The following is a 12,781-nucleotide window of genomic DNA, read 5'->3' on the forward strand; positions in this document are numbered from 1 at the left end:
TTTTTTTGGTTAAAATGTCTAAAAAAGTTTATCACTTCTACTATGATAATCTTCCTTAAGGTGTCAAGCAAAATTAATTTCAATATTATTTTAATTTTCCTATTTTAGTTGATCATCTTCTGTCAACCTGCTCTCCAATGAAAACAATTCTCACCTTACTGCTTGCCTCCATTACTTTATCCAGCTTAGCTCAAAAAAAATTACCCATTGTTCTGGCGGGTGCCAAAAGTGCCAAAATTTATGAAGATGGCAATTCGGTATCAGGTTGGGGCATTAACCCGAAAATTGCACGCGATACCTATACCACCAACAAGTTTAGCAAAAGCAAAACAGTAAAGTTTAAAACCGATGTTGATTCCATTACTTTTCGTCTTAAACCGGGAGGGCATCATGATTTTGTGGTATTGCTGAAGGGTAAAGATTCCTGCCTGACCCGAATTCAGGCACGTCCACTTCAAAACTTCAGTAATCTAACACCTGAAGTGCATGATTCTATACCTTTTTTCGTTAATGCCTATAATACGAATCTGGTTCACATTGTATTAAATAAAACGGATTCATTAGTGATGAATTTTGACAGTGGCGCAACTGAAATGTCACTCACTACCGATGTACTACGGCAAAAGGTCAGGTCAAAGCCAAAACTTTATGATACTTTCCACGAAATCAAAGTAGGTCAGAAGATTTACAAAAGCAAGATTTACGACACACAGGTGGTTGGCAATGAAGCAGATGGATTACTGGGATGGGATCTTTTTGATGGGATGGTTGTAGAACTGAATTACGACCTTAACCTCATAATCGTGCATTCCAGGCTACCCAAAACGGTAATTAAAAATAACAGATTCTCCAAATTCAATATCCGCTACATTAATGACAGGCCTTTTATAGAAAGCAAAATCATCCAAAATGGTATCAGCCACAAAAACTGGTTTTTATTTGATTTGGGCTATCAGCGAACAGTTATGCTGGATAATGACCTGTTAAAAGCGGCTCGGTTCCCGATAGAAAAAATGGAGGTGATTAAAAAAGTGATGATCCATGGTACCCGTCAGAATGAAATCCCGGTTGTAACGGCAAACTTAAATACTTTAAAAATCGGCGCATTTGAATTGAATAACGTACCTGCACAGTTATTGACGCAAAATAAACCCATGCGCGGCATCAATGTTCACATCCTGGGCAATGAAGTGTTAAAACGCTTTAATACTTTTCTTGATTTTCAGCATGATGTCATCTATATGCAGCCAAACCATTTATACGATATGGAGTACACTGATAAGCGGAAAAGTTAAAACCATAAGCCTTGCTTAAATAGATTGATCTCCGCAGGATTTTACCTGAATCAACGGACTACTTCTTTCTACCCTGAGATCTGGTAGTGAGGTATTGCTGCGTTTTGATGTTTTCCCACATGATTAATTTATCTTCAATCTTTGAAAACGCACGGATATCACCATCCTGTGAAATCACCAGGCCCAAAGCTGTGGGATGGTTCCAGCAATATGCAATCATAGAGCGGTGTCTGGTTCCATAGTAACGCGGATCATGTGCTTCCAGCGACTTAGGTGTAGCCGTAGCGGTAGAAGAAACATAAATTTTGCGCGGCATCTTCTTGGCCCGTAATACCGCACCAAAGCCATTAGTTACCATGCTTCTGTTAAAAAGCACAACCCCATCCACACAACTCTGCGAAGCAATAAAATCTATGGCTCCCTTGATTTCATCGGCTGTTCCTTTCTTATGATAAAAAGATGCCGACTCGCGCAGGTACAGATCCTTGCTGATGGTTCTTTTGCCGGTATGCATGCCTCCCTCAATGATATTTTCAGAAACATAATTATCTACAGCAGCCTTGGCATGTGCAACCATGGCCAGCGTCAGCCGTTCATAATGTATCCGGTACTTTACATCCAGGTCGGCACTGTCATCCGCCAGCAATATCGCACCGCCATGCTGATAGTTCTGAATCTTGAGGAGGAGCCTGGAAAAAGTTTGTATCCACAGCCCGTCCAAAAAATCTTCCCACTCGGCATATTGTTCCTCCGGATGTTGTTTTTCAAGATATTCACGAAGGTTAACCTTTAAAAATTCCGCATTCTTTCTCAGTATCTTTGATATCGGCCCAATGGTCAGCACATCCAGGTAGCGCTTAACCAAAACATTTTGCTTTAATGTAGCCAGCAGTTCATAATCAAAAAGCACATGCAAGGTTCCGATATCACTTACTGCCACCTGGAATAATCCCGGCTGTTCGGAACCGGTATCGGATTCATAATTCAGGAAGTTCTGATAATGCATGGCCTGATCAATCATTCCCCAAATATAAAGCTTGCCATTTTCATCATAATAAACCGCAAGGGATGAACTTGCAGGGTCGGCAGCCTTTGAAAGCTTGGCCAGGGTTTTGGTATCCATACTTAATGGATGCTCGAAAGCAATGCAACTCCATCTTTCGGGAACAATATGTGTCGGAGGTGCCGGATCCGGGTTGGATGGATCAATAAAAGTTACCGTAACCCTGATCAGATCACTTTCTTCCTTACACATGCTTGAATAAAACAAGCAGTCAAAAAAATCAGAAAGCACCTGAAAATCAGGAAGAGGGAATTTTTGCTTCGTGAGCCTGAGCTTATCATGTACCAGGACGGCCAGGTCCTGAGGGCGTGAATTTTCCAATTGATCTACTTTTATAGTATAACACCTGCCAGCGAAAATCGTTTGGCGATAATGAACAGCTATTCCTTAACATTAAATTTCCATCATTACAGCAGTATTTATTTAAATGCTATACTACACCACCCATTAAGGGATCGGTTTTGCCCACACGGCCGGTTTCTACCCTGCCTGCATAACGCTCGATGTATTGCTCTTTTCCAGCTACGCTGATACTGAAATCATACCAATTATAACTTTTAGTCAAATCAACCAGATAATTTACTGTACTTTCTGCAGCAACTTTAATCACTTTATTTCCAGTCTTATAACTTAAATCATTCAAAGTTACAACTACTGCCTGCCGGCTGGTATTTCTGATCAACAACATGATATTACCCGTTAATTTTCCTGCCTGATTTTCGTAAGTACAAGCTACTGACAGGGCAGGATTATGCTGATCACCGGCAAACTCTCTCATGAATCCGTTAGCGCCATGAACTTTTAAATGATAATGGCCATTTTCAAAATCTGCCAGGGCAAATTCGTCGGTTAACTTATCACCAGCTTTCACGGTATAATCCCATACTTTTAATTGTTCTCCCTTAAATGGCTTCATACCATATACCGTAAAAGCCGAACCTGCAGCCTTTTTAGCAAATGCGGTATTGCCGGCACTTAATTGAAGCTGGAAATGATCACCTTTTAGCCTTCCACTAACATAAAGTTCGTAGGGTAATGCACAGGCCGCCCGGATTCCTTTTTCCTGCTGCGGAAAATATGGTGAAAGGCGATGATCCGTATTAATTACCTTAATTTCTTCCTGACTTAATTTACGGTAATTATCAGGAAGCTCTTTGAATTTAGCAGAATAAATGGTTTGCATAAAAGGCTCTTTCTCCATTAAGGTGGGATGGGTAATCTTTTCACCGTTATAGGGCCTGAAAACCGAGCTTAAATCTCCGCAAATCGTTCTCCGCCATGGACTGATATTCTCTTCCACGATTTTTTTATTATACTTTTTCTGAATAAAGTTTTCGAGAAACTGAAGTGAAGAAGTATGATCAAACACTTCCGAACATACCAAACCGCCTCTGGTCCATGGCGAAACAATTACCATTGGCACGCGGTAGCCCAGGCCAATCTGGCTTTCCCTGATATTACTTTCTTTTGTAGAGGGATTGGTTTGCTGATCTTTCGCTGCATAATCCAATAAGGTATCAATTCCATCCGATACTTTTCCCGCGTCTTCTTTAAACGGATGTGGCGGCACAAAAGGCGGTACATGATCAAAATAACCATCATTTTCATCGTAAGTCATGATAAAAATGGTTTTTTTCCATTGTTCCGGATTTTTGGTCAGGATTTCCATTACTTCACTTACAAACCATGAACCAAACCATGGCACGCCCGGATGATCAGAGAAATTAGCCGGGGTCATTAACCAGGAAACCGTAGGCAAGGTTCCATTATCCACATCCTGACGAAACTGGTGAAGAATATCTCCCTTAGGAATATTCAACACTCTTTCCACGCCATTTTCATCATACTTTAAAGGACTTAACTGGTGAAAATCAGGATCATTTGAATTAATTCCAAAGGCTTTTGCGTTTAAGTTTTTAGACAGATCAGATAAGTCAGCATGATTTTCCATGGTATAACTTTTCATTTCCTCTTCTGTTTTTGCCAGCAATTTTCTGATGGCCTCTACTTTATTTCGCTCCTCTTCAGTAAGTGGCTGTTTCGCAGCTTCTGCAATTTGTTTCAGCAGCAAGGCTTTCTTTTCTGTCAGGTTAGCAATTGCTCCCGGATGCAAACGAACATTATATTGCTGAAAATATTCCATCACATTGGTACCGAAATTGCTCAACCAGGAGCTTTCCTCTCCATTAAGACCAAAGCCCATGGTTAATTCATTCTGGTAAATTTTCCATGATACATCATTTTCTTCGAGGCGCTCCGGAAAGGTTTTCCAGTTTAATGTTGGCTTATCATAATTGCTGTTATTCCATAAGTGCGCTACGCCTTCTGGCTTATTGCTTTCCCTTACAGTTCCTGTCATCCAGTAAAAACGGTTGGGGTGTGTTCCTGCAATAACAGAACAAAAATTCTGATCGCAAACGGTAAAGGCATCGGCCAGCGCATAGTAGAAGGGAAAGTCTTCCCGTTTGCAGTAGCCTATGGTAAGCGGCATATGGGCGTAAGTTGCTATATATGCCTTTTTTACATCCAGCCACCGGTCATATTTGCCACCATTTCTTGCATCAGTCTGATCGGTCCAGTTATGTCGCGTTGAACCCATCCAGGCAATTTTGGTTTCTTTGATATTTAAGTGCCATGGTGCATAGGTTTCACCTTCTTTATTGGATTGAAGCCAGACTTTATTCTGATTGGCCAAAGTAATGGCTCGTGGATCGTTAAAGCCCCTCACCCCCTGCATCATGCCAAAAGCATGATCAAAAGAGCGGTTTTCCTGCATCAGGAAAACAATATGCTCTGCATCATAAAAGGTACTTCCAATGGCAGGGTCGATGGCAAGCGCCTTTTGTATGGCTGGTGGCAACATGCCGGATAAGGCAGCACCGCCTGATAACAGGGCTGCCTTTTTTATAAAATCTCTACGGGTATCCATTATATTTATTTATGATCTTAAAACGAGTATCTGTGGCAAGTGGTATCTGGTACGGTGTACCCACTGCCTGCTTATCGTCAACATTTTCACTTACTCGGTATTCATATTGTTTTTTAGCCCGATCAAAACGGGTAACCAACTGCAGGGTTTAAGGTGTAACTCACCTTCAGACATCTATTTTTCAATTCGCAGAATCAATATCTTGGTTTTTTTAATGGAGCGCTGTACCAGTGGTAAGTATGGACATCCTGCAAAATAGATGAACTCAGAGCATTGTCTATGTTTTTCATCTTCTCTCATCATTCTGCTGAGAAAGGCAGATAAAGCTTTCAGAGCTTGTTTGTTGGTTCTACATTTACTTACCATTGGCCGTCACAAAATTACCACACCGTGTATTAACCTAATGTTAAGTATTCATTGCCGAACAGTTTTGTTACAACGCATCCTGTCCGCCAGTAGGAAACTTTCTCTTAAAAGGAAAACCTCAATAGAAAAATTATGTTGCTGAGTCCCATTCTTATCTTCTAAGCGGTTTAGAAGTGGTTTTTAATTAAAGTCTGCCAGTGATTTCCTTAAACAGTTTGTATTCAGTCTAAATAAGGATATATTTGCAAAAATTACATTTAATATCAATATTCCCTATTTAAGCCATTACTGATAATGTTTAGCAGAAACTATTCCTACTTATTACCTTTTAGTCCATCTACACTCCTATTTTCTTTTATATTATTTTTGCTTATTCCGTTAAATTCCACGGCACAGCAGAATGATTTGATCAATGCCTCTATATCCGGTACGGTAAAAGATACAGAAGGACAACCCTTGCCAAATGCAACGATAAGCCTCAGTAGTGGAAAAAAGAGCCAGACCGATACCTACGGAAAATTTATTTTAAAGACATTATCATCTGGCAAATACAGTTTATCCATCAGCTTGATCGGCTACGAAACTTTAAAACAGGATGTTGCACTGATCAGTGATTCCACTCTTAATATCGCTTTCGTACTTCAACCAGCAAACGCCCTAAATGAAGTTATTGTAACAGCAGGAAGGAAAGCTGAAAGTTTGAAAGATGTACCATCTTCTGTAACCATTTTGAACGCACGTGATGTGAAAGAACAATTAAACGTTAACCCATCTGTTACCGCCATACTTGGTAATACCGTTCCCGGCCTTGGAACTTCAAATAATAAAGCAACCAATTCGGGGCAAACCCTAAGGGGCAGGCAGGTATTGGTTTTAATTGATGGTATTCCGCAATCCACTCCTTTGATGAATGGTAGTCGTGATATCAGAACGCTTGATCCATCCGTAATTGAAAGAATTGAGGTAATCAAGGGGGCAACCTCCATATACGGGAATGGCTCTGCAGGCGGTATCATTAACTTCATCACTAAAAAACCAAATACTGATCAAACTTTAAGCGGTACTTCGAGCATGGGAATAAGTGGTAATTTAGCCCATCCATCCAATACTTTGGGATACCGTTTTTCACAAGGTTTTTCAGGCACAATAAACAAGTTTTCATATGTAGTTAACGGCACTTACAATTACACCGGTGTACAGAAAGACGCAGATGGCAATGTCATTGCCCAGCCTGACGGACTTGGAGAAAATTCATTGTATAATGCCTTTATCAAACTGGCCTACAAGCCCAATGCTCATAGCGAAATGGTGGCTTCCTATAACCTTTTCAGAAGTGTACAAAACAGTGATTATGTAAATGTAGTTGGCAAATATGGCATTACCCCGTCAGTAGGGCAAAAAGGTGATGATCCAGGCGAGGCGGCAGGCACCCCTTATAATCATAATGTACTGGTGGCTTATCGCAACACGGCCTTACCCCTATCGAGCAGCCTGGACCTTTCCGCCTATTATAATGGATTTGTTTCCATGAACCGATATGTTGCGCAGGGAACAGCCTGGTATGGCCCCGGTCAAACCAAAATACAATCCTTCAAAAAAGGCGTCAGGCTGACATTAAATACGCCATGGAAAGCCGGAAGTTTGGGCAATGGTGAATTAACCTATGGCCTGGATGTATTAAATGACCGCACCAACCAGGTATTAACGGATGGAAGGGTTTACATCCCTGATATGAACATGCTCAATATAGCACCTTATGCCCAGATGAAATTTGATATCCTCACCAATTTCATCCTGAAAGCAGGCATCCGATATGAAAATGCGACTGTTAAAGTAAAAGATTTTAATACCATTGCCCGCGGACCTAACGGGCAGGGAAGTATCCCGGTAAGTGGTGGAAAAATTCCTTATCGTGCCACCACCTTTAATGCTGGTTTAAGATACAACAAATATGACATTTTTAACCCCTTTGTTAGTTTTTCACAAGGCTTTGCCATCAACGAACTGGGCCGGATCCTGCGAACAGCTACCAGCAGCACGCTGGAAAGTATTGCAACAGATCCGATCATCACCAATAATTATGAAGCTGGTTTCAGTAGCAGGTTAGGAATTTTAAATGTAACAGCCGCCTATTTCATCAGCACCTCAAAACTAGGCGCAAACCTGGTAGATGTGGGTGGCTTTCTGGTACCACAGCGTGAGCCGGAAAAAATAAAGGGCTATGAAATTACGGCAGACTTAAACTTCAGTCCGCAATGGGCGCTTGGAGGCAGTTATGCTTATACAGAAGGAAAAGCAGAACAAGCCAATGGTACCAAAGTTTACATGAATGGGTTACGTATTGCTCCGCCTAAAGCAACGGCTTACCTGACTTATCGTCCGGTATCAGCACTTGACCTGAAATTATTCTGGGTATATACCGGAAGCCGCGACCGCTTTGATGTACGTGCCAATGGCTTGTTTGCCAACAGTGAGGGTGATGTAAAAGAGGTCAGTCTTTTTAACCTTTCTGCAGGCTACCGCTTCAGTCAGAAATGGTCTGCTGGTTTAGGTGTAGAAAACTTACTGAATAACTCATATTATCCAGTAGTCAGCCAGTACCGCGCCATCGATGCAGAATATGTGCGTGGCATTGGCGCAACCATGAGTTTAAACTTAAATTATTCTTTTTAGTAATGTTTCGGAAATCGTTTTTCTGGTTACATAAATGGATGGGCCTAATTACTGGTCTGGTTGTTTTCATCGTAAGTATAACGGGCTGTATCAATGTTTTTTCAGATGAACTTAAAGCATTTTTTTACCAGGACAGATTATATGTTGAAAACAGGCCAAAGGATCGTTTTTTAAGTTTTACTCAACTGCGTGGTGCTGCACAGGATGCGCTGAAACCAGGCGTTAAGATTTCCCGGGCAGAAATTTATCCGGGCAAAAACCGCAGCTGGGTATTTCGCGCATCCGCGACCAATAAAAAGGCTTTCGGTTACTGGAAGCAGTACAAATATTATTATCGTGTTTACGTTAACCCCTATACTGGCAAGGTGATGTATGTGGAAAACACCAAAAATGAATTCTTTCAACTGGTGCTGAATCTGCATATGAATTTACTGCTTGGTGATTCCATCGGCACCATGATTACGGGAATAGCCGCGGCATGTTTTTTTATTTTATTATTGAGTGGCCTGGTGTTATGGTTTCCCAGGAAATGGACAAAAAAAGGTTTCAAAAAGGGCTTATTGCTGCAATCAGGAGTTGGAAAAAAGCGCTTTAATTATGATTTGCATAATGTAATGGGATTTTATATCCTGATCCCAGCCATGCTGATCTGTATTACAGGACTTGTTTTCGCTTTTTCATGGGCAGATCAGTCGGTACAATACCTGGCAAACGGTGCTAAAACGGTCAAAAAGCGAAGTGTTCCGGCATCCACAGCCAATAGTGCTTACCCTGCCCTGCCAACAGATCGTGTAGTGGAGAGTTTACTGACCAAACACCATACTGCGGATCTTTTTTCCATCCGTTTCAGGGAAAAAGTAACCGACCCGCTTGATGTGCAGGTGAGGCTGGCCAAAAACCGAACACACCTTTTTGAGTGGTACTATTTTGACCGGAATACCGGAAAATTGCTAATGCAGTATAATGATAAAACGGTTATTGGCGGAGAGAAATTCAGAAGCATGAATTACGACTTACATACTGGTGCCTATGCCGGAATGCCTTCTAAAATACTGGCTTTTATCATTTCTCTTATTTGCGCCACGATGCCGGTAACGGGATTCATCATGTGGTATAATAAAAGTCAGCCGAAGAAACGAAAATCAGGCAAGTAAGTTTATTCACGCTAAAATACCGCAGCCATCAAAATGGCAACCATGCTTTTAACCCTGGTGAGTGGCGTTATGAGATCGGGATAAAGTTAAAGGGGTGCAAGTTTCTTCCACAAATACTTCAGTCTTTCTGCCTGCCAAAATGAAGACATTAACTGGTCATCAATGATTTAATCGTTAATTCCTCACCTTTCCAGGTGAAACGGCAAACTTTTGCTTGAATGCATTGCTGAAATGCTGGACGGATGAATAGCCCAATTGAAATGCAACAGATTTTATGGGTGTACCCTCCAGCAGCATTTCCCTGGCCTGCTGCAGTTTGTGATCATTTAGATAACCGAATATGCTTTTATCAAAAAGGCCTTTAAATCCCTGTTTCAGTTTATACTCGTTTATACCACAGATCCTGGCTAAAGCTGCAACAGATGGCGGTTGATGAATATGTTTAATTAAATAATCCCTGGCAAAATAGATACAGTCCTTATCGTATGCAGACGGCAATGGTAAATTATTTTTTTTAGCCACTGCCCTTTCAAAAGATTCGGCCTGGAGCACCAGTAATTCTGTGCATTTTGATTCAATGAAAAGAAGTTTTAATCCGCCGGTGTATTGACAGTGCAGAATTTCCTGCATACAGTTTTGCATGGCCCAGGAAACCGGAAGATCCTGTTCAGCAATTTGCGCATAACGCCCGCTATCCAGATGCTCAGCTAAAACCTGAAGGGCCTGATTGGAGTTTTCAGCGAGCTGCAGGAACTTTTCTTTAGCAAAATGCACTTCAAAGAAACGGTAATTCTGGTTGGTATCATACACACCGGTACCATCCAGTTCAGGCATATAAATAATGTTTTGCTGGTTCGCGTTAAAATCATATTGTTTTTTATTCACCTGGTTGTATATCCTTGCACTTCCTGATAAGGTGAAGCGCAATTTAACCATATCCGGAACATCACGGCCCGGGCTAAAATAGATCTGATTTTGCTTGAACCGAATATCACCATATACAATATAAAGGTCTGGCGTGCTCATCTGTACCAGTTCAGCCTCACTAAAAGAAAAACTATATTGATTTCTGCGCTCCTTGATAACCTGTTTCTCATCTGGAAACTGCTCAAAACGCCCACCCACGTTTTTCCAGGCGCCATAATCTTTACCAACATTAATCCCCATATGGGCAATAATGATAAAAAAAACGGAACTATACCCTAATGATTTTTAAAATTTACATTTCTTGCAAAAAAGAATCCTTTTTATGTAAATCGTTTAAGCTGTCAATACTCACTTTTGCAAATCAATTTATAATTCAATAATTAAAGCACAAAGTAATTTTTTGATGGAAAGAGATTCACAATGCCGTATGGAAAAGTCAACTGATTATAAAAAGAAGAGCCAACGAATAGCAGCTATTGCGCATAAACCAGCCAGAAAAACCAAACAGGACATATCAACAAAACCTCAAACTGCCATTTATAAAACGATAGAAGCGCTTAACCTGTCTGACCATTCTTTTGTACTTGAGATTGACCGGCAAAACAACCACCACCTGCCATTCCTCTTACAACAGGCCAAGGGGATTGGTTATTATGGCATACAGTTTTCTGAAGAAGTGAAGGAACAAACCAAATCCGTTGAATTTTTTAAAAAAGATGATGGCTACGGCGAATTGATAACCTTACCAAATGACGGAAAATTAAATTTTGAGGATCGCTTTTTTGATTGTTGTTTTATGGCCAATACCGTTTATTTCTGGGCACAACCGGTACTCATTTTTAAAGAGATTTACCGGGTTTTGCGTACTGGCGGATTATTCAATCTGACTTTTATCGAAAAAGAATTTGGAAGAGATTTGCCCTGGACGCAAGCGGATTTTAAATTTTATGAACTTAACGAGCTGAAAACATTCTTCAGAATATCTGGCTTTGAAACCATCGAAGTGAAGCAAATGACGGAAGAATTGATAGCTGCAGACGGCCAAAAGATGGTGAGGCCTTTTATACAAATCAGCGGAAAAAAGTAGATTTTCTAATTTTAGCCATTAATAACAAGGTAAACCACCTGGTCTGGTCTGTTCCGGAATATTTAAACCAATAGAACAAAAAAATGCAGGCGACATCCATCAACCTGCATCCGTCATCATTAACTAAAAAAAATTTCACTTAGATTTATTTTCATAAATCTCTTTTATTTTCGCTTCGAGTGCAGGGCCGCGAAGTTCCTTGGCAATAATTTTTCCACTTGGATCGATCAGAAAATTCATCGGAATAGCCTTAACATCATATTGAGCTGCAGCTGAATTTTCCCAGCCTTTTAAATCTCCAACCTGTTTCCAGGTCAATTTATCATCAGCAATGGCTTTAAGCCATTTTGCTTTATCGGCAGCCTTATCAAGTGAAACGCCTAAAATTTCAAATCCTTTTGATTTATATTGCTCATATACTTTAACGAGGTTCGGGTTTTCCCTTCTGCATGGTGCACACCATGATGCCCAGAAGTCAATCAGCACATATTTACCTCTGTAGTCAGAAAGCTTAACCATTTTACCGTCCACATCAGGTTGGGAGAAATCCTGTGCCTCCACACCTTCCTGCGTTTTTTTAAAGCTAGCAATACGTTCAGCAACCTGCTTTCCTAAAAAAGAAGTCCTGAGTTCAGGAGAAATATTGGCGAAGATTTTCTCCATCTCTACGGCGTCGAAACCCGGACCTAATGTGGAGTTAAGCGCCATCAAAGCCATATACTTATTGGGATTTTGCTTCACATAATTAATTTTGGCATCAAAAATCTCTTTCTCGATCACTTTTGCCCGTTTTTCCAGGTCCATGATATAGGTTCTATCCTGTTTTTTAGCTTCTGGTTGATCAGCAAATTCTTTATCCAGGGCTTTCAGTTTTCCATAAATAGGACTTAAAAAGGCATCAACTTTTTTACTTTCATCGGTTAAAGTTGAACCTTTGATTGTAGCTTTTTTAATGGAATCTTTCCCGGTAATGGTAATATTTTCGTTTCCTAAAATGATGGCCATGCCATCAATTTTAATCCGTCGTCCGGGTGTATCGATGGATTTGTCATGTTTTAAGCGAAGCGTAGCCTCCATTGGTGAAGGCACTGAACCTTTAAAGGTGAAAGCCCCGTTAACCAGTTCTACTGAATCTAGTTTTTCTTTCCCTTCCAGTTTAGTTAAGAGAAAGGCTTTTGCGGGTTTGCCCAGTTTGCCAATCTGGCCTTTGATCACATAGCCTGTTTGTGCAGAGGCAACAAAAGCACTTATCACTAATGTTGCTGCCAATACTGTTTTTTTCATGGT

At 40.7% G+C, this 12,781-nt stretch carries 8 protein-coding genes; 4 read left to right on the plus strand and 4 right to left on the minus strand.

Annotated elements, in window-relative coordinates; all coding sequences use genetic code 11:
- The first annotated feature begins 137 nt into the window (after positions 1-137).
- A complete protein-coding gene (locus CBW18_RS07415) occupies positions 138-1,295 on the plus strand; it encodes a hypothetical protein (RefSeq protein WP_088300657.1) in 1,158 nt (385 codons plus the stop codon).
- A gap of 58 nt (positions 1,296-1,353) precedes the next feature.
- On the opposite strand, the gene CBW18_RS07420 is transcribed toward CBW18_RS07415, so the two are convergent.
- Both CBW18_RS07420 and CBW18_RS07425 read right to left on the minus strand, forming a co-directional pair.
- Positions 1,354-2,679: a putative sensor domain DACNV-containing protein gene (locus CBW18_RS07420; RefSeq protein ID WP_088300658.1), complete on the minus strand. Its 1,326-nt coding sequence runs from the start codon at positions 2,677-2,679 to the stop codon at positions 1,354-1,356.
- Between the two features lie 109 nt (positions 2,680-2,788).
- Positions 2,789-5,287 carry a phosphocholine-specific phospholipase C gene (locus tag CBW18_RS07425; RefSeq protein WP_088300659.1) on the minus strand — a complete coding sequence of 833 codons (2,499 nt, stop codon included), beginning with the start codon at positions 5,285-5,287 and terminating at the stop codon, positions 2,789-2,791.
- A 660-nt stretch (positions 5,288-5,947) separates the two neighbouring features.
- Between CBW18_RS07425 and CBW18_RS21735 the strand changes: the two genes are divergently transcribed.
- Both CBW18_RS21735 and CBW18_RS07435 read left to right on the plus strand, forming a co-directional pair.
- Positions 5,948-8,326, plus strand: a complete 2,379-nt coding sequence (locus CBW18_RS21735; RefSeq protein WP_088300660.1) for a TonB-dependent receptor — start codon at positions 5,948-5,950, stop codon at positions 8,324-8,326.
- A 2-nt stretch (positions 8,327-8,328) separates the two neighbouring features.
- Positions 8,329-9,480, plus strand: coding sequence for a PepSY domain-containing protein (locus CBW18_RS07435; protein ID WP_088300661.1), 1,152 nt, complete (start codon positions 8,329-8,331; stop codon positions 9,478-9,480).
- A 174-nt stretch (positions 9,481-9,654) separates the two neighbouring features.
- On the opposite strand, the gene CBW18_RS07440 is transcribed toward CBW18_RS07435, so the two are convergent.
- Positions 9,655-10,647: an AraC family transcriptional regulator gene (locus CBW18_RS07440; RefSeq protein WP_088300662.1), complete on the minus strand. Its 993-nt coding sequence runs from the start codon at positions 10,645-10,647 to the stop codon at positions 9,655-9,657.
- A 187-nt stretch (positions 10,648-10,834) separates the two neighbouring features.
- Between CBW18_RS07440 and CBW18_RS07445 the strand changes: the two genes are divergently transcribed.
- Entirely contained in the window at positions 10,835-11,494 is a 660-nt protein-coding gene (locus tag CBW18_RS07445) for a class I SAM-dependent methyltransferase (protein ID WP_172406467.1), read from the plus strand.
- 135 nt (positions 11,495-11,629) lie between these two features.
- Here CBW18_RS07445 and CBW18_RS07450 read toward each other — a convergent pair whose 3' ends face one another.
- On the minus strand, positions 11,630-12,778 hold the full coding sequence (locus CBW18_RS07450) for an AhpC/TSA family protein (RefSeq protein ID WP_088300664.1): 1,149 nt from the start codon (positions 12,776-12,778) through the stop codon (positions 11,630-11,632).
- Between the last annotated feature and the right edge of the window lie 3 nt (positions 12,779-12,781).

The organism is Pedobacter sp. AJM, from assembly GCF_002197755.1.
GTDB lineage: Bacteria > Bacteroidota > Bacteroidia > Sphingobacteriales > Sphingobacteriaceae > Pedobacter.